At 70.5% G+C, this 17,574-nt stretch carries 15 protein-coding genes and 1 pseudogene; 10 read left to right on the top strand and 6 right to left on the bottom strand.

What is annotated here, in order from left to right; genetic code table 11:
- The first annotated feature begins 136 nt into the window (after nucleotides 1-136).
- From ACIBK4_RS02310 to ACIBK4_RS02290, 5 genes are all read left to right on the top strand, one after another.
- On the top strand, nucleotides 137-1,753 hold the full coding sequence (locus tag ACIBK4_RS02310) for an MFS transporter (RefSeq protein WP_398991303.1): 1,617 nt from the start codon (nucleotides 137-139) through the stop codon (nucleotides 1,751-1,753).
- 285 nt (nucleotides 1,754-2,038) lie between these two features.
- Nucleotides 2,039-2,194, top strand: a complete 156-nt coding sequence (locus ACIBK4_RS02305) for a hypothetical protein (protein ID WP_398991301.1) — start codon at nucleotides 2,039-2,041, stop codon at nucleotides 2,192-2,194.
- Nucleotides 2,191-3,078, top strand: a complete 888-nt coding sequence (locus ACIBK4_RS02300) for a phosphotransferase (RefSeq protein WP_398991299.1) — start codon at nucleotides 2,191-2,193, stop codon at nucleotides 3,076-3,078. Before ACIBK4_RS02305 ends, ACIBK4_RS02300 begins: the two co-directional genes overlap by 4 nt.
- Before the next feature lie 64 nt (nucleotides 3,079-3,142).
- Nucleotides 3,143-5,044, top strand: a complete 1,902-nt coding sequence (locus ACIBK4_RS02295; RefSeq protein WP_398991297.1) for an ATP-binding cassette domain-containing protein — start codon at nucleotides 3,143-3,145, stop codon at nucleotides 5,042-5,044.
- Nucleotides 5,045-5,071: 27 nt separating this feature from the next.
- Complete coding sequence (locus ACIBK4_RS02290) at nucleotides 5,072-6,142, top strand: NUDIX domain-containing protein (protein ID WP_398991295.1); 1,071 nt, start codon at nucleotides 5,072-5,074, stop codon at nucleotides 6,140-6,142.
- Nucleotides 6,143-6,219: 77 nt separating this feature from the next.
- Here ACIBK4_RS02290 and ACIBK4_RS02285 read toward each other — a convergent pair whose 3' ends face one another.
- Nucleotides 6,220-7,077, bottom strand: a complete 858-nt coding sequence (locus ACIBK4_RS02285) for an alpha/beta fold hydrolase (RefSeq protein ID WP_398991293.1) — start codon at nucleotides 7,075-7,077, stop codon at nucleotides 6,220-6,222.
- Nucleotides 7,078-7,252: 175 nt separating this feature from the next.
- Here ACIBK4_RS02285 and ACIBK4_RS02280 point away from each other — a divergent pair, with 175 nt between their 5' ends.
- Nucleotides 7,253-7,837, top strand: a complete 585-nt coding sequence (locus ACIBK4_RS02280) for a TetR/AcrR family transcriptional regulator (RefSeq protein ID WP_398991291.1) — start codon at nucleotides 7,253-7,255, stop codon at nucleotides 7,835-7,837.
- 75 nt (nucleotides 7,838-7,912) lie between these two features.
- On the opposite strand, the gene ACIBK4_RS02275 is transcribed toward ACIBK4_RS02280, so the two are convergent.
- The 4 genes and pseudogenes from ACIBK4_RS02275 to ACIBK4_RS02260 all read right to left on the bottom strand — a co-directional run bounded on the left by ACIBK4_RS02275 (nucleotide 7,913) and on the right by ACIBK4_RS02260 (nucleotide 10,503).
- Nucleotides 7,913-8,068: a hypothetical protein gene (locus tag ACIBK4_RS02275; RefSeq protein ID WP_398991289.1), complete on the bottom strand. Its 156-nt coding sequence runs from the start codon at nucleotides 8,066-8,068 to the stop codon at nucleotides 7,913-7,915.
- 44 nt (nucleotides 8,069-8,112) lie between these two features.
- A pseudogene (locus tag ACIBK4_RS02270) lies at nucleotides 8,113-8,500 on the bottom strand (S9 family peptidase); the annotation flags it as partial.
- Between the two features lie 129 nt (nucleotides 8,501-8,629).
- Nucleotides 8,630-9,295 (bottom strand): response regulator, encoded by a 666-nt coding sequence (locus ACIBK4_RS02265; protein ID WP_398991287.1) that lies wholly within the window; start codon nucleotides 9,293-9,295, stop codon nucleotides 8,630-8,632.
- Nucleotides 9,292-10,503: a sensor histidine kinase gene (locus tag ACIBK4_RS02260; protein WP_398991285.1), complete on the bottom strand. Its 1,212-nt coding sequence runs from the start codon at nucleotides 10,501-10,503 to the stop codon at nucleotides 9,292-9,294. The genes ACIBK4_RS02265 and ACIBK4_RS02260 overlap by 4 nt, the downstream gene beginning before the upstream one ends.
- A 166-nt stretch (nucleotides 10,504-10,669) precedes the next feature.
- On the opposite strand from ACIBK4_RS02260, the gene ACIBK4_RS02255 reads away from it, so the two are divergent.
- From ACIBK4_RS02255 to ACIBK4_RS02240, 4 genes are all read left to right on the top strand, one after another.
- Nucleotides 10,670-10,873, top strand: a complete 204-nt coding sequence (locus tag ACIBK4_RS02255; RefSeq protein WP_398991283.1) for a hypothetical protein — start codon at nucleotides 10,670-10,672, stop codon at nucleotides 10,871-10,873.
- Nucleotides 10,866-11,780: an ABC transporter ATP-binding protein gene (locus ACIBK4_RS02250; protein WP_398991281.1), complete on the top strand. Its 915-nt coding sequence runs from the start codon at nucleotides 10,866-10,868 to the stop codon at nucleotides 11,778-11,780. The genes ACIBK4_RS02255 and ACIBK4_RS02250 overlap by 8 nt, the downstream gene beginning before the upstream one ends.
- Nucleotides 11,777-12,790, top strand: coding sequence for an ABC transporter permease (locus ACIBK4_RS02245; RefSeq protein WP_398991279.1), 1,014 nt, complete (start codon nucleotides 11,777-11,779; stop codon nucleotides 12,788-12,790). Before ACIBK4_RS02250 ends, ACIBK4_RS02245 begins: the two co-directional genes overlap by 4 nt.
- Before the next feature lie 81 nt (nucleotides 12,791-12,871).
- On the top strand, nucleotides 12,872-13,660 hold the full coding sequence (locus ACIBK4_RS02240; RefSeq protein ID WP_398991277.1) for a polysaccharide deacetylase family protein: 789 nt from the start codon (nucleotides 12,872-12,874) through the stop codon (nucleotides 13,658-13,660).
- A gap of 151 nt (nucleotides 13,661-13,811) precedes the next feature.
- Here ACIBK4_RS02240 and ACIBK4_RS02235 read toward each other — a convergent pair whose 3' ends face one another.
- Nucleotides 13,812-17,303 carry a DNRLRE domain-containing protein gene (locus ACIBK4_RS02235; RefSeq protein ID WP_398991275.1) on the bottom strand — a complete coding sequence of 1,164 codons (3,492 nt, stop codon included), beginning with the start codon at nucleotides 17,301-17,303 and terminating at the stop codon, nucleotides 13,812-13,814.
- Nucleotides 17,304-17,574: the final 271 nt, after the last annotated feature.

Genomic DNA, 17,574 nt, shown 5'->3' with positions numbered 1-17,574 from the left:
CGGCGGTCGGCACTCCGGGTGACTTCGCTCGCCGCGCCGACCGTGGTGGCATTGACCCATGTCTTTCCAATCATCTAGATTTCCATCATCTAAAGATCCCAAGGTCCAGATTTCCTGTTGATTGGAAGGTCCCCGCATGTCCGCAGAACGCGCACCGTCTCCCACGAGGTGGTGGACACTCGGGATCGTCGCGTTGGGCTCGTTCATGCTGATGCTCGATCTGAGCGTGGTCTCCATCGCGCTGCCGCAGATCCACAAGAGCCTGGGCAGCAGCTTCGCCGACCTCCAGTGGGTGTTCGACGCCTACGCCCTCACGCTGGCGATCTTCCTGGCCGCGGCGGGCTCGCTCGCCGACCGGATCGGCCGCAAGAAGGTCTTCCAGGTCGGCTTCGCCGTCTTCACCGCCGCGTCCCTCGCCTGCGGACTCGCTGACGGAGCAGGGGAGTTGAGCTGGTTCCGGGCCGTCCAGGGGGTCGGCGCGGCCATCATGTTCGCGGTCGGCCCCGCGATGCTCAGCCATGAGTTCCACGGCAAGGAACGGGCCACCGCGTTCACCGCGTTCGGCGCCGCCGTCGGTCTCGCCGTGGCCACCGGCCCGCTCATCGGCGGCTCGCTGATCAACGCGCTGTCCTGGCGCTGGATCTTCTACATCAACGTGCCGGTCGGCGTGCTCGCCCTCCTCATCGGCGCGCTGCGCGTCCGCGAATCCCTCAACACCCGGGCCCACCCCACCGATTGGGCCGGCCTCGGCACCTTCAGCCTCGCGCTCGGCGCCCTCGTCCACGCCACCATCCGCGGCCCGGTGGAGGGTTGGACCAGCGCCGACACCCTCGGCCTCTACGCGGCGAGCGTCCTCTTCCTGGTCGTCTTCGTCGCCGTCGAGCGCCGACTCGGTGAACGGGCCCTGATCGACCCGGCGTTCTTCCGCAGCCCCACCTTCGTCGGCATCTCCCTCGTCGCGATGATCGGCAACGCGGGCGCCCTGCCCTCGGTGTTCTTCGAGACCAGCTACCTGGAGAACATGCTGCACGTCGACGCGTGGGGCACAGGTCTACGGTTCCTGCCGCTCACCGGCGCGATGTTCGTGGCCGGTGCGCTCGGCGGCGGCCTCATCGGCAAGGTCCCCTTCCGGATCCTGCTGGGCGGCTCGACCCTGGTCATGGCCATCGGCATCCTGTGCCTGAACCTCACCGAGACCGACTCGTCCTGGACCGTGCTCGTCCCGGCGCTGGTCGTCTCCGGCTTCGGCATGGGCGCTTTCAACCCGGCCCGCGCCGCGCTGGCCATCGGGGTCGCCGAACCGGCCAGGTCCGGTGTCGCGTCCGGGATCAACGAGACCTTCCAGCAGGTGGGCATCGCGGTCGGCATCGCCGGCATCGGCGCCTACTTCCAGCACACCGTGTCCCAGGACTTCACCTCCTCGGCCGTGGGCAAGCAGCTCGGCGCCGACACCGCGGAGAGTGCCGCCCACGGCATCAGCGCCGGCGGCCTCGATGCCGTCGTCAAGGCCGCACCGGACGCGCTGCGCGAGAAGGTGCTGGCCGCCGGACAGGACGCGTTCATGAACGCCTTCCACGGAGCCATGACCCTCAGCGCGATCCTCGGCTTCGTCGCCGCGGTCATCGGCTTCACGATGCTGCGCACGAAGGACCTGCACGCCAGCGCCCTCTCGACGATCCCCCCGGACGCCGACGAGGACGGCCGGGTACGCCCCGACGACGCGTCGGACCTCCCGGTCGGCGCCCCGGCCTGACGCTCCCGCCCAGCTGAAACGCCCTCCTGATTCACCGTCCCGGTGGCCGGATCCCTCGCGGCACCGGGACGGTTCAGTGCTGTCCGGCAATCCCTCGATCAGGTGACGGCCCTCTGTACGGCCGATCGAACACCGGATCGCGACCGCACCTCCCAGCAGTCCCTAGGCCGGCACCCGCGTCCTCGAACTTTCGTCCTACGGTTCGCCCGTCCGCACCCGTGACGGCTTCTTGATCAGGCACGTTCTTCAGGCGCCGAGTCACCGCACCGACCGCAGGAGGTTGCCATGAATCCCGTGCCCGTCCCCGCCCTCGTCCCGCTCGCGTTCGAACATCGCACCCCCGCGATCACGCTCCCGTTCCCGCCCGCGATGCACGAGGTTGACGCCACGGCCGCCGCCGACGCGGATACGTCACGACGCGCACCGAGGTGGGGGGCATGACCGGAGCGACCACCCTGCCGGACCCCGTCCGGGCCTGGGCCGAATCCGTCATCGGCCCCCTCGCCTGCCTCCACGACACCTCCGCCGCCCACACCTCGCGCGTATGGGAGGTGACGACACGACCGGAGAACGGGCCACGCTTCTGCGTGAAACTCGCCGCCTCCCCCCTCGCCTTCACCCGCGAGACCTTCGCCCACCGGCACGCCGTGTCCTACCTCGGCCCCGGCCGCGCACCCCGCCTCACCGCGACCTCGGCCCAGCACCTCGCCCTGATCATGACCGCCCTCCCCGGCGTCCCCCTGAGCGCCCTCAGGTCGACCGGCGCCGCACTGGAGACGGTCCACCGCAAGGCCGGCGCCCTCGTCGCCCAACTGCACCAGGCCGGAAAGCCGACTCTCGCGGCCCGCGAGGAGGCGGCGCGGGCATTGCACCGCACCGCCGACAGCGCCGAGCGGAGCGTCCACGCGGCGGGCGATCAAATCCCGCCCGAGGAAAGGGAGTTCGTGCTCGCCCGCGCCGCCGAACTCCGCACCGTGGGGCGAGTCCCGCTCGGCTACATCCACGGCCACGTCGACGAACACACCCTGCGCTGGTCCGGAACCCGGGACCCCCTCGCCCTCACCGGCTTCGAACGGGCCCGGTTCGCCCCCGTCGTCCAGGACTTCGTCCCCCTCGCCTGCGGACCCTGGGCCGAACAACCCCGCCTGAGGACCGCGTTCTTCACCGGCTACGGCCGCCGCCTCCTCCCGGAGGAGAAGCGCGCCCTGCTCTGTCTGACCGCGCTGTACGGAGTCGGTGGTCGTGCGGACGGGGGCTCGGGTCGTCAACGGCAAGGTCTGGTCGGGCGCCTGGCGCAGGAGCCGTTGGGGGAGGCTGCCGTATGACGCATCTCGAACCTCGCCTGCCCGAAAGGCAGTTGGCGCCCCGTCGCGCCGGGAGTACGGCCCGATGAGCGCCGGGACGACAGGGCAGGCACCGCTGCCCGGGACCGCCTCGCGCGTGCCGCCACCGCAACCCGCCGAGATCCGCTACGAGGGCCGCCATGCCCAAAACCCTCTGGCCGAGGCCGAGTTCGGGAAACTGTGCGCGCGACTGCCCTCGGTCCTCGCGCAGACCGCGCGGATGGCGTGGGCCATCGACCGGTCCGCCGTCCTGCTGCTGGCCGGCTGCCAACTGGCCGTAGGCGCAGCGGCCGTAGTGCTGTTGCTGTCCACCGCGCGGGCGATGCGCTCGGTGCTGGCCGCCGGGCCGGTGGCCGAGCGGCTGCATCAGGCGCTGCCCGCGCTGTTGGTCATCACGGTGGCGGCGGCGGTCGGCCGGGTCGCGAGCGCGTTGTCCTCGTACGCGGACGGGCGGATCACGCCGCGGCTGACCACGGGGTCGGACAGCGCGCTCGTCGAGGCGGTGTGCCGGGTGGAGGCCGCCGCGCGGGCCGAGGACGGGTTCGCGGACCGGCAGGAGGCCGCGGAGATGGGGGTGATCCGAGGCCATGTGATGGTGCAGGACGCCACGCGCTTCACCGCCGCCGTGGTCCGGATGGTCAGCGCGAGCGGGGTGCTGTCCGTGCTGCACCCGTTGATGCTGCCCCTGTTGCTGCTCGCGGTCGTGCCCGCCGGTGTGGGCGCGATCCTGCAGGCGAAGGTCCAGTACGAGACGCACTACGCCAACATCGGCGACCGCAACGTCCGCCAGAACATGCGGGGTTGGGTGACCAGCCCGAAGTTCTCCGACGAGATCCGCGCCAACGGCATGGTCCCCTACCTGGGGTTCTGGCACCGGACGATCTCCGAGCGCATCGACCGCCGGGTCCTGGCCGTGGCGCCGCGCATGCTGCGGATCGTGCTGGCCGGCTCGGCGATCGGCGGTGTCTTCCTCATCGCGACCTGGGCCGCGCTCGCCTGGCTGGCCGCCACCGGACGCGTCGTACCCGCCATCGCCGCGACGGCGGTCGTCGCTGTCCAGACGACCCTCGCCGCGCTCGGCCAACTCGTCGTCTACGGCGCCGCGATGTTCCACACCGCCCTGTATCTCGCCGACCTGGAGGGCTTCTTGGCCTTCGCCACCGAACGCGCCCCGAGGAGAGGGGAGTTGGGACCAGGTCAGCCGGTCGAGGAGATCCGGCTCGACGAGGCCGTCTACCGCTACCCGGGCAAGGAGATCCCGGCGGTGGCCGGGGTCTCGCTGACCGTGCGGCGCGGGGAGATCCTCGCGGTGGTCGGCGAGAACGGTTCCGGGAAGTCCACGCTGACCCGGCTCCTCGCGGGCATCTTCCTCGCCGACAAGGGCACGGTCAGCTGGAACGGGCACGACCTCGCGGGTCTCGCCCCGGACAAACTCTGGGAGTTGTCGGGACTGGTGCCGCAGAACTTCGCTCAGTGGCCCCTCAACGTCCGCGACAACGTCACCCTCGGCCAGCCCCGAACGCAGGACGACCTGCTGGTCTGGCAGGCCCTGGACGCCGTAGGCCTGCGGGAGGCGGTGGAGGAACTCCCTTACGGACTCGACACGTTGCTCGCCCGCGAGCTGTGGGGCGGCACCGAACTCTCCGGCGGTCAGTGGCAGCGCCTCGCGTGTGCGCGAGCCCTGTACCGGCAGCCGGACCTGCTGATCCTGGACGAGCCGACCAGTCAGATGGACGCGCGCGGCGAACACGCCATCCTCGAACAGATCAAGGCGATCGCGGCCCACCGCATGACGATCGTGGTCACGCATCAACTGGTCAACACGAAGATCGCCGACCGGGTCGTGGTCATGCGGCACGGCCGCATCGCCGAACAGGGCACGTACGACGAACTCGCCCACGGCGGGGGCCTGTTCGCGGAACTCCTGGCCCTGTCGAACGACCGATGACCGATCACCACCTCGCAGGGAGAACCCGTGACCGACGCATGGGACGCGCACTACGCCGACGGCAACACCTTCAGCCCGCTCCGTGACTCCGAACGCGCGCTGCTCGCCGAGCACGCACCGGCCCCCGAGGGCGGCGGACTCGCCCTGGACCTCGGCTGCGGGCTGGGTGAACTCGCCCGCCATCTGGCCGAGTCGGGGTACGAGGTCGACGCCGTTGACTTCGCGCCCGCGGCCCTCGCCCGCGCCGAAGACCAGCCCATCGCCGCCAACTCGGCGGTGAACTACCACCTGTTGGACATCGAGCGCGACAGCCTCGACGCCCTGCCGCATCCCGCCTACGACCTGATCACCCTCCGCCTCAGTTGGGCCTTCGTGCACGACCGCACCCGGGTGATGAACCGGCTGCGCGAGCGGCTGCGACCCGGTGGCGTCGTCTGCGTCATCACGCCCGTCGCGGAGGAGACGGCGGACGACAGGCGCTCCATCGCCCTCGACGACGAGGAGATCCGTGCGCTGTGCGGGAGTTGGGCGCCGGCCGAGCGGTACGACGCGGACGGGCTCGCGTTCGTCGTCCTGCGGGAACCCGCCCCCTCGGCCGTCACCTGCGCGGGCAAGAAGCGGCCCTCGCCGCATGCCCTCACCGGTGCCGGTGTCGTCGTGACCGACCCGGCGGGGCGGATCCTGCTGGGCTGGTCGGTGCGCGGGGTCTGGGAGTTGCCCGGCGGCAAGAACGACCCCGGCGAAGGCTTTCTGGAGGCGGGCGTAAGGGAGTTGGAGGAGGAGACCGGTCTGAAGGCGGACCCGGACCCGGGCGGCGCACGGCTGTTGGCCCTGCTGATGGACTCCACGCACGGCATGCCCCGGCTGACGGGAGCCGTCCGCGTCACCGCCTGGACCGGTCAACCAACCGTCACCGAACCGCAGTTGATCCACCGCTGGGAGTGGCACGAGGTCGCCGATCTGCCCACGCTGGCCCAGCCGTTGTTCACACCGAGCGCGCATGTCATCGACACGGTCTGGCCGGGGCTGCTGCCCGGCCTGCCACCGGTCCACCGCTATCCGGTCGCTCCGGTCGCTCCGGTCGCGGGTCCCGCGTAAGGCGCGCTGGGGGTGTCCTGGGCGAGGGCACCCCCAGCGGCCCTAGGCAACGCCTCGACACCTCGATGCCTCGACGGCTAGTCGCGCAGGAAGTCCAGGACCTGTCGTACGAACAGCTCGTGGTGCTGGAAGAGCGCGCCGTGGCCGGAGTCGGGGTAGATGCTCAGCTCGGCGTCGGGCAGTTGGGCGGCGAGGTTGAACGAGCTGATCGTCGGGATCATGGTGTCGTCGTCGCCGTTGACCACCAGCACGGGCTGGCGAACGTTCGCGAGGCCCGAACTCGTGCTGCTCCGCTCCCACTTGGCCAGCGCGGCGATCTGCGCGCCGATGGTCTCGTCGGTCACGGCCGTGTCGCGGTCCTGGGTCCGCTGGTCGAGGCGGCCGAGGAAGGCGTCGGCCGCGGCCTGGCTGGTCGCCGTGGGGGAGAAGAACAGGAAGTGCTTGGGGTGCTTGCCCTCGGCGCCCGCGAGCTCCATGGCGTTCTGCAGGATGCCGAGGGTGTCGGCGGGTCCCGCGTCGCCCGCCGGTGACGTGCCGGCCAGGACGATCCGCCGGACCAGGTCGGGGCGCCGCCGCACGAACTCCTGCGCGACCATGCCGCCCAGCGAGAAGCCCAGCAGGTCGACCGTCGTCAGCCCGAGGGCTGTGACGAACGCGATCGCGTCGGCCGCCATGGCCTCGACGCTGTCGGGCGTGGTGCCGCCCGAGGCGCCGACCCCCCTGAGGTCGACCAGGACGACCCGGCGCGCGGCGGCCAGACCGTCGACGACGGCGGGGTCCCAGTCGTCGAGCACCGCGGTGAAGTGGTGCAGGAGCACCAGCGGGGTGCCGGTGGTGGGGCCGACCTCCCGGTAGGCGAAGGGGGTGCCGTCGATGTCGACGGTCCGGGTGACGGCTTCGTCGTGGGTGACGGTTTCGCTGTGGGTCGCGGTCATGATCGTGCTCTCTTTCCTGTGCGGGGCTTCGCGCTGGTGGCAGGGGGCGAAGCTATGGCGTAGCGATCGTTATATAACGACCGCTACGCTACGATGTCCTGGATCGGAACACAAGACAGGTCGACGCAGGACGGGTCGACGACCGGAGCGCAGGGAAGGGCGGCGAGGGCTCGCGATGCGGTACCCGAAGGACCACAAGAAGCAGGCCAGGGCGTCGATCCTGACCGCGGCCGCGCGCACGCTGAAGGAGAAGGGGTTCCAGGGCATCGGGGTCGACGGCCTCGCCGCCTCGGCCCAGGTCACCTCGGGGGCCCTGTACTCGAACTTCGGCAGCAAGGAGGCGTTCCTGGAGCAGGTGGTCGACGCGCAACTCGGCGCCGAGTTCGCCGTCGTCGACGACCCCGACCCCGCCGAACGGCGGCGCCGGCTCGTGGAGTTCCTCGGCACCTACCTCAGTGAGGACCACCGCGAGGATGTCGCCCACGGCTGTGTCATGCCGGCGCTCAGCGCGGACGTGTCCCGGGCGAGCGACTCCGTGCGCGAGGTGTACCAGCGGCGCATGCTCGACCTGGTCGCGCTCCTCGCCCCCGCCATGCAGGGCCCGCCGGAGGAGCGGGAGCGGCGGGCCTGGGCCGCGGTGGCGGCGATGGTCGGCGCGGTCACCATCGCGCGCGCACTGCCCGACGGGGATCAGGCCAGGAAGGTCCTCGACGCGGTACTCCACGCCACGACGAAGGCCGTCACGGACACCTCGGTCTGAACGGAAACCCCGGCCTGAACAGTCAACCCTGCCTGAACGGCGTCGAGTTGGCGCACCGGAGAGACGAGTCGCGCGCTAGAGAGGCGACTCGCCCGTCCTCAAGTCCAGTTCCAGCACCGGCACTTCGAGCGCTGTGAAACCGAAGACCCGCCCGTAGAAGAAGAGCTCGGCCTCCAGCGCGGCGGCCATCGTGTCCCGGCGGCGGAACCCGTGGCCCTCCCCTTCGAACACGGTAACGCGCCGCCGAATCAACGGCGTTGGGGCCGATCAGGGACTCCAGGTAGTGCGACTCGAAGTCGTGGGATCCGTCCGTCGTCGCCGACCTCGGCGATCCTCAACTCGGCCGCGTCCACGGCATATGAGGGTGGTCCCAGGCGAGCCGCACCGCCCGTGAACCATCCGGGGAGACCCGGGCCCCGGACACGAACCGGTGCCGGTCGTCGCTCAACTCCCGTACGGCGGAACGGCCTTCGGCCGCGCTGCCGTCCAGCGGGACCTCGGCGATCAACCGGCGTAGATCGCTCGGCCCTGCACCCGTGAACTCCTCCAGTCGCAACGGACCGTGTCGCGCGCCAGGTCCACCTCCGGCTCCGCCCAGCGCAGTCCGCCGCCGACCGGGGAGACCGGCGTCAGCGGCCGGGGGACGGCGTCTTCGGTGTCCGGGTGCTGTTTGCGTACGAGGGCCGAGCGTCCCTCTTCCTGCGGGCAGGGTTCGATCCCCACAACTCCTCGCCCTGGAAGCCGAGATGGGAGGGTGCCGCGATCTGGCTGGCGGTCATTCCGCGTGCGGGGTCAGACCAGTCCGGCGTAGTGCACGGTCAGGGCGATCTGGACCCGGTTGGTGTGTTCCAGCTTGGTGAGGATGTGGGAGACATGGGCCTTGACGGTGGCCACGCTCATGTACAGCTCGGCCGCGATCTCCGCGTTGGTCTTGCCCTGGCCGACGGCCACGGCGACCTCGCGTTCCCGGTCGCCGAGGCGGTCGAGGCGGATGCGGGCTTCGATGGTGTCCGGCCGGCGCGGGACCGTACCGTCGCCGCCCTGGGTGACCCGGGCGATGAGCTGCTCGGTCACCGCCGGGGAGAGCACCGGCTCGCCCGCCTTCACCCTGCGTACCGCCGCGACGATCTCGGCGGGCGGGGTGTGCTTGAGCAGGAAACCGGCCGCGCCCGCGCGCAGTGCGCCGAGGACCTGCTCGTCGTCCTTGAAGGTCGTCAGCATCACGACGGCCGGTGCGGCGGCGCGGGCGCGCAGCAGTCGGGTCGCCTCCAGGCCGTCCACGCCGGGCATCCGGATGTCCATCAGCACCAGGTCGGGGGCGTGCTTGTCGACCAGGGCGAGCACCTCGCCGCCGTCCGCCGCCTCGGCCACGACATCGATGTCGTCGGCGCCGCTGAGCATCAGCCGGAGTCCTGAGCGGACCAGCGGGTCGTCGTCGACGAGCAGCACACGGATCATGCGGGCCAGGGTAGCCAGGCCCGAAGCGCGTATTCCGCTCCGTCCTTGCCGTGACCGAACCGGCCGCCCGCCAGCGCGACCCGCTCCGTGAGGCCGATCAACCCCTGCCCGGACCCCGGTACGCCGTCGCGCGGGCCACCCGGTCCGGCCGGATTGCTCAGCTCCAGGGTGAGCCCGTCGCCGGGGCCGCCCGCGATCGTGACCCGGACCGGCGCACCCGGGGCATGTTTCCTGGCGTTCGTCAGCCCTTCCTGCACGAACCGGTAGGCGGCGAGCCCCGCGATACCCGTCGGACCCGCGCCCCTTGCGACGCTGTCCATGTCGACGCCGTCCGCGTCGAGGTCGATCTTCATGCCCGCCTCCCGCGACTCCCGGACCAGGTCGGGCACCTCGGCGAGACCCGTCCGGGTGCGCGGGGCCGGGCCGTCCGCGCCGGGGCTCCCGTCCGGTGACCGCAGCACCTGGAGCACGACCTGAAGATCCTCCAGTGCCTGGTGCGAGCTCTCCCGGATCACGGCGGCGGCCCGCGTGGTCTCCTGCGCGGAGGCGCCCGCGTTGAACTCCAGCGCCCCCGCGTGCACGCTCAGCAGCGACAGCCGGTGGGCCAGCACGTCGTGCATCTCCCGCGCGATGTCCTCCCGCGCCTCGCGCTGAGCGCGCTGGGCACGCAACACCGCCTCCGCCTCGGCCCGTTCGGTGCGTTCGCTCAGGGAACGGACGAAGAGGCCCCAGCCGACCGCGGCGGCGATCAGGACACCCAGGATCACCGCGTTGGCGATCGGCACCCCGGAGACGTAGGGGCTGCTCAGGAAGTGGGCGGGGATCGGGAGCAGTGCCAGCAGGGCGACGGTAAGGATCGTGCGCGCTGGCCTGAGGACGGCGACGGTGAACAGCGCGATGATCAGGGGCACCACGGCCGGGGTGATGGTCGCGGCGACGATCGCCACGACGGCCACGGCGGTCGGCCACCGCCTGCGCCACCACAGCGCCCCGATGGCGACCAGGGAGATCGGGTTCACCGCCCAGGTGAACCCGATCAGCAGCGGCGAGGCGAAGACCAGCCGGTCGAACGGCCAGGTACCGGAACCCAGCCCCGGGCTCAGCGCCAGATCTCCCCTGACCTGCACCAGCGCGAGGGCAGCCGACATCACCAGGGCCAGCACCACCATGCCCAGGTCGATCGTCTTCTCACGCCGGTAACCGCTCACAAGCCACAAATGTAGAGGGGGCGTCGCCGGGTGTCGTACAGACTTTCGTCTAGAGACTTAGGTCGTACGGCGAGGTCAGAGCACCGACTTTGAGCCGAAGCCGCCCAGGGACCGCCGCTCCTAGCGTTCCGGGAGTCACATCGGATCCCTCACGGAAGGCTCGGTCTTGAAGAAGAACCTCCTCCTGCTGTCCGGAGCCCTGCTCGCACTCTGCGGCGGAGTACCGCTCGCCCAGCGGCTCTACGCCCACCTCACGAGCTGGGGGTTCGGAATCCCCGGCTACGGCCCGGCGCTGATCAGGCTCGCCCTGGTGCTCGCCGGTGCCGCGGTGCTGGTCCTCGCCGCACGGGTACGGCCGCACCATGACTGATCCGGCACTGGAAGTGGTGGGCCTCGGCCGGCGCTACCGGCGGGGCTGGGCGCTGCGGGACTGCTCGTTCCGGCTGCCGGTCGGCCGGGTCTGCGCGCTGGTCGGCCCGAACGGCGCCGGCAAGACGACCCTGCTGTCGCTGGCCGCCGGTCTGCTGGAACCGAGCACCGGCACCATCCGGCTGGGCGGACACGCGGCCCGGTCCGCCGAGGCCCGCCGGCACACCGCGTTCCTCGGCCAGGAGAAGGCGCTCTACCCACGCTTCCGGGTCTCCGACACCCTGCGCATCGGCCGCGAGCTGAACCCGACCTGGCACCCGGAGACCGCCGAGCGCATCATCGCCGCGGGCGACATCCCGCTGGACGCCCGGGTCGGCACCCTGTCCGGCGGCCAGCGCACCCGGGTGGCCTTCGCCCTGGCCCTGGGCAAACGCCCCCGGCTGCTGCTCCTCGACGAACCGATGGCCGACCTGGACCCGCTGGTCCGGCGCCGGATGATGGACCTCCTCATGTCCGAGGCCGCCCAGCACAGTTCGACGATCGTGATGTCCTCCCACCTGGTCTCCGAGCTGGAGGGCGCCTGCGACTTCCTGGTCCTGATCGACAACGGCACGGTCAGACTCGCCGGCGACGTGGCCGAACTCATCGCGGCCCACCGCACCGTCTCCGCCCCCGACGCCCACGCGGCCCGGCTGGCGAGACTCCCCGGCCAGGTCACCGTGGAGACCCGCAGCGCGGACGGTCGTACGACGGCACTGATCCGCCCGCGAGGCCCCCTCCCGGCGGACCACGACCCGGCCCTCCCGACCCTGGAGGACTTGCTGCTGGCCCACCTCCGCACGGAGGACGCACCCCCGCTGATCACCCCTACGGCCCACCCCGGCACCCACCACGGGGTGACGGTATGACCGCCAACGTCCTTTCACCCAGGCCCAGTTCGCGGCGGATGCCACGGCTACGACTACGGGGCCCGACCTGGCTGGTCTGGCGGCAGAACCGGCTGGCGTTCTGGATCGGCATCGGTGTCGCGGTCGCCGTGGCGGCGTTCGCGATCGTGCGCCACCAGGAGATGACGACGGCCATCGCGCAGGGTCATCTGAACGCGTGCCGGGGCACCACGGTCCCGGCAGGGGACTGTTCCCACAAGCTCAACTCCTTTACGCGGACGTACCAGTTCCCGATGCGCCGCCCCCTCCAGGCCATGCTCGCGCTGCCGTTGGTCTTCGGCATCTTCCTCGGCGGCCCCCAACTGGCACAGGAGCTGGAGTCCGGCACCTACCGGACCGTGTGCACGCAGTCGGTCACGCACCTCCGTTGGTTCGCGGCCAAGTTGCTGGTCCCCGTCGTTCTCACGATCCTGATCAGCGGGACGATCGCCGCCGCGATGACCTGGTGGTGGCGGCCGGCGGGCTCCCTGCTGGGGGCCTGGTTCCCCTGGTGGCAGTGGTATCCGTACGACAGCATCGGCCCGGTGGTGGTCGGCCTGTCGGTCCTCTCCCTGCTCATCGGCGTGACGGCGGGCCTGATCCTGCGCCGCACGGTCCTGGCGATGGGCGCGACGGTGGTCCTGAGCGCGGCGGCGATGTACGTACTCGAATCGGTCCGCGGGTATCTGCTGCCCACCACCGTGACCACGGTCCAGCACACGACCGGCGCGGTGGCCCCGTCGAACGCGTGGGTCCTCTCCGAGGGCGCCGTCGACGCGACCGGCCGCCGGGTTCCGGACCTGCCGAGCTGCTACGCGACCGACGACTACGCCAACTGCCTTGCCCGGCACGGCAGAACGGGCCGCTGGGCGGAGTTCCATCCGTCGTCCCACCTGTGGCCGTTGCAGTGGGCGGAGACGGGCCTGTGCCTGCTGCTCGCGGTGGGGCTCGCGGGGCTGTGCGTGTGGTGGATCCGCCACAAGTCGGCCTGACCGGTCAGGCAACGCCTGTCACCCAACACCCATCTCTCCTCTCGCAAACACCCTTTCCCGCGTCACAAGTCGAGGTTTCCCATGCCCTTCTCCAGGCTCAGACGAATACGCCGGTCCCGGCTGCTCATCGCCCTCGCGGCGGTCACGGCCACCGTCCTCGCCGTGACGGTGACACTGGCCCTGACGGTCACGACGTACGACCACACGTCACCCCGCGCGGCCCGCGACAAGGCGTCGGGACCGGTGGCCGCGGGCGCCGTCGACTGCCGTAGGGCGAAGTGCGTGGCCCTCACCTTCGACGGCGGTCCGAGCCCCACAACTCCCCGTCTCCTGACCATCCTTGAGCGGAACCATCTGCACGCGACGTTCTTCCTCCAGGGCAAGGGCCACATCGCGAAGTACCCGGAGATCGTCCGCCGCATCGCGAACGAGGGCCACGAGATCGGCAACCACACCTGGAACCACAAGGTGTTGACCCGCATCGACGCGACCGACGCCCGCCTGGAGCTGACCCGCACCCAGGACGCCATCGAGCGCATCACCGGCACGAAGCCCGTCCTGATGCGCCCACCGGAGGGCCGTACGAACCGCCAAGTGGCCGGTATCTGCCGGGAGTTGGGCCTGGCGCAGATCCTGTGGAGCGTCACGGCCAAGGACTACGAGACGACCGACTCGGCCCTGATCACCAAGCGCGTGCTCGACCAGACCCACCGCGACGGCATCATCCTGCTCCACGACCTGCACAAGGGGACTGTGCCCGCGGTCCCCGGCATCATCAAGGCGCTCAGGCAGCGCGGCTACACGATCGTCACGGTGTCCCAACTGCTTGCGCCTGCGGGGGCCAAGGCGGGGATGGTGTATCGGCCTTGAGGGGCCGACTCCCTCAGCACTCGATGATGTTGCGGATTTGCCATGGGCGAGTTTGGACCGCAGTGACGCGAGGTCATCACGCCAGGCATGCGCACGTGAAGCGGTGGGGACTGCAACGGAGCGGCAGCCACCGTGACAGTCCCCACCCTGTTCAGCCGATGGCCAGCTTGTTCTGCCAGCCGCTGCTGATGATCTCTGTACCCGAGCCGCTCAGGACTGTGCGGCTGCCGGCGTAGAAGCGCACCGTGCCGTCCACCCTCAGGGTCCAGATGTCGGGGATGCCGTCCCCGTTGGCGTCCGGGGTGCCGAAGAGGAACCTGATGCTGGAGCTGCCCCAGCCGGAGGCGCCGTACTCGGTGTCCGTGCCTCCGGAGGAGGCGGCCGCCGAGGCAAGGGAGCCGGTGTCGACCCCGCCGGCCGTGGTGTCCTTGATGCCCTTGCGCAACAGCAGCCGTCCGCTGGCGTCCGAGCGGTAGACGACGTCGGTGACGCCGTCGCCGGAGACATCCTGGACGGTGACGAGGTCACGCTCCGTCCAGGCCGACGCGGACAGTTGCCTGGCCTCGTCCACGGTGGCGCCGTTGTACCCGATCAGCGTCCACAACGCGTCGCCGACCGTGAGGAAGAAGTCGGGCTTGCCGTCGCCCGTGGCATCGCCGGCTGAGACGATCTGGGTGATCGTGGAGGGATCCGGCGCACCGGCCGGCAGCAGGATCTCGTGGCGCCTGCCGATGTCGACCGCCCCGTAGCCGTCGCCCGGATACACCCACAGCTTGCCCTCGCGCACCGCGATCAGGTCCTGCAGGCCGTCGCCGCCGTAGACGTCGCCGAGGTGTGCGATCAGGGTGTTCTTCCAGTAGCCCGAGGGCGGTGCCACGTACAGGGGCACGTCGTCGTCCCCGCCGTTGGGGTCCTTCGCAGGGTTCTCGCGGTAGGCGCCGGACATCGAGTACCCGAGAGTGCCGGCGCCCTTGGACAGATCGGTCGTGGCGCGCCCCGGGTACATCCGCAGGTTGCCGTTCGCGTCCACGACCATCAGGTCGGGGAGCTTGTCGCCGGTGAAGTCGCCGGGTGCGTCGGCGTCGTCGCGCGGGGTGACGTAGAAGAAGTACTTCCGCGGGTCGGACACGTTCCCCGCGTCGTCGACGGCCCGTACGTACAGCACATTGGGCCCCGCGAGCGGGGGTTTGGCGCTGGACCAGGTGGTCAGGGTGGAGGTGGCCGCGCCGTTCGTCCTGGCGGAGGAGCCGGTGTAACTGGCCGTGTTGAAGCCGTACTCGTACTTCACGACATCGGTCTGCGAGGCCTTGAAGGTGAAGGAGCCCGCCGTGCCGAACTTGACGGTGCTCCACTTGGAGTCCTCGTCGTCGTTCCCGAAGCCGTTGTCCTTCGCGTCCGCGTCGGGGAACTGCGTCGAAGTGACGACGGGCGGAGTGGGCCGTGCGCTGTCGAAGACGAAGCGGCACGGGGTCTTCTTGGGCGTGTACGCGGAGGAACTGCCCCGCTTGTCGACGGATTTCGCCCGCCACGAGTACTTGACGCCGTTCTTGAGCCCGCTGGTGGAGAAGGGATCGGTGTGCACCCGGGCGGAGTCGGTCTGACTGCCCACCGAAACCTTGCCCTTGGCGCCGAGCAGATTGCCGCTGCCGCCGGTCGGCCACAACTCGAAGCGCACGGAGGCCAGGTTGGAGTCCTTGTCGCTGGAGTTCGCCCAGAAGGTGATCGAGGAGGCGCCGACATTGATGTAGGGCGAGCTGGTGTCGCAGGACAGGTCGGGGTCGAGGTCCAGGTGTGACGGCGCGGCGGGCGGGCGGTTGTAGACCAGTTCGACGTACGGGTCGTTGCCGCCGTCGGCCTGGAACTTCTTCCAGCTGTACGCGGAGTTCTCGTCCCCGGCGCGCAAGCCGATGGTCAGGGTGTCCCAGCCGCCCGCGACGGCTTTCTGCGCGGCGGACTTGACGTCGAAGGCCTCGTAGTCGTCCGGGCAGGTTCCGGACTTGTAGCCGTGCGCGAAGCTCTTGCTCGCGAGCTTGTTGCCGGCTGTCATCTTCGGGGCGTTCTTCCAGTTCGTCTTGTTGCTGATCGGTCCGGTCAGATACACGTTCATGGTGCGGGCGCTGCACGACCAGGCGTAGGTCTCCAGGGCGTGCAGTTTGGCGCTGATGACGGAAGCGCCCTTCAGGTCCGGGTTCCAGTCGATGCTGAAGAACGAGCGGCCGGTGCCCCAGGTGTCGGACTCGAAGCCGACGCGCGCCTCATGCGTCCCCTTGTTGAAGTTCCGCCCGTTGTAGAAGTTCGCCCTCGGGTAGCGGCTGTACGCCGTCGTCCAGTCGTTGGTGTGTTTGCTCACCGACGGGTCGATGAAGACCGGGTAGACGGTGTCAGGGTCGGTGAGGAAGTCCTGGTCCGGCGTCAGGGTCCAGGTCGAGCCGTTCAGGTCGGTCTCGACGACCGTGCCCCGCGAGTCGGGCTGCGGGCCCGCCAGCGACGCCAGGTCGAGTGTTGCCGCCGCGCCGCTGTGAGTGGGGTCCGGGGACGCCTCGGCCGGTACGGAGGGCTGGGCCGCTTCGCTCTCGGTGGCCGATGGGTCGGGGGCCTCGTCGGTCGCGTCGGGCAATGCCTCGTTGTCGGTGTCCGCGTCGTCACCGTCGTTGACGCTGTCACTGGGTTCGGGCGAGGCGTCCGTGGGTGACTCCGAGTCGTCCGGTGCGCCGGTGACGTCCGAGGACAGGCTCTCGGATGCGGTGGGCGATGCGTTGCTGCCTGCCTGGCCGTCGGTGAGCGCCGGGGTGCCGGAGTTGTCCCACATCAACGGAGTGGGGGAGACCGCGACCTCCTCGCCATCCGGGTCGTCGGCGCTGACGATGCCGGTCGTCGGGTCCAGGGAGAAGCTCAGATCGGGGGAGGACAGACCGTACGAGAGTTGCGTCACGCGAGGATCGGCGGCGGCCTGACGGGTCTTGACCACCAGCAACTGCGCGAAGCCGCCGTCGTCCGCCGTCAACACCAGGTCCGCGCCGGGCAGGATCTCGGGATAGAGCGCGCGGGAGCCGTCGATGACGGGCGTCGGGATGGCGCCGGGCCAGGTCAGGACGATGTCGTGGTCACCCGTGCTGAGTGTCACCAGCGCGCTGGACGTCGTGGCGTCCGCCTGAGCGAGCAACGGCACCCTGCGAACGCCCGCGCCGCGATCGGCCCGCTCGTCGCTCGACCGGGTGCCGGCTCGGGTACCCGCCGAGAAGGTCATCCGCACGTTCGTCGCCCGGGGAGACCAGCCGTCCGCGGTGTGCGTGAGGGTCGTGTCGATCGCCCGCCACGTCCCGCCGACCTTGGCCCGGATCGGTGTCGAGTGGATCTGGCGCTGCAGCAGTCCGTCCGGCCGCGCCCACGTGGTCTCGTAGGCCGTGCGCAGCCCGGTGACCTCGACCGGCTTTCCGGTCCGCGCGGCCTTCGCCGCCGCCCCGGCCTCGCTCAGCGGTGCGCTGTGCCGGGCTTGTGCCCCGGTGTGCGGCCGGTCCCCGTCGCCGCTGCCGTTCAGTCCCGCGTACGTCAGACCGGCGGCCGCGACGGCGGCTACGACGGCCGCCGCGGTGACCCGGCGACCGGATATGCGGCGACGTCTGATCGGCCATCTGCTCGTCATGCGCGCGTTCCCTTTCCCCCTCGGACAACGGGACCAGATCATGTCCGAAGGCGCGGCTGCCGTCACGCGTCGGTTTTCAATGACCGTTCCATTGCGGTCTGTTGGGGTGCCCTTGGGTCCGTCTTTGAGCGCACTTAACCGATACGCGGCGTGATGATCACCACTAAGTCACAGGGAACTCTGGTTTTACCCACAACATCACCACAGAATCGGGCCGTTCTTGACGCGGCCTCACCTGTGCGTAGCCCTGCTGCCCAGGCGGCCGCTTCAT

It is taken from the genome of Streptomyces sp. NPDC050528 (genome assembly GCF_044457795.1).
Classification (GTDB): Bacteria; Actinomycetota; Actinomycetes; order Streptomycetales; family Streptomycetaceae; genus Streptomyces.
The sequence above is the reverse complement of the archived record's forward strand: the minus strand, read 5'-3'. Positions and strand labels throughout refer to the sequence as shown.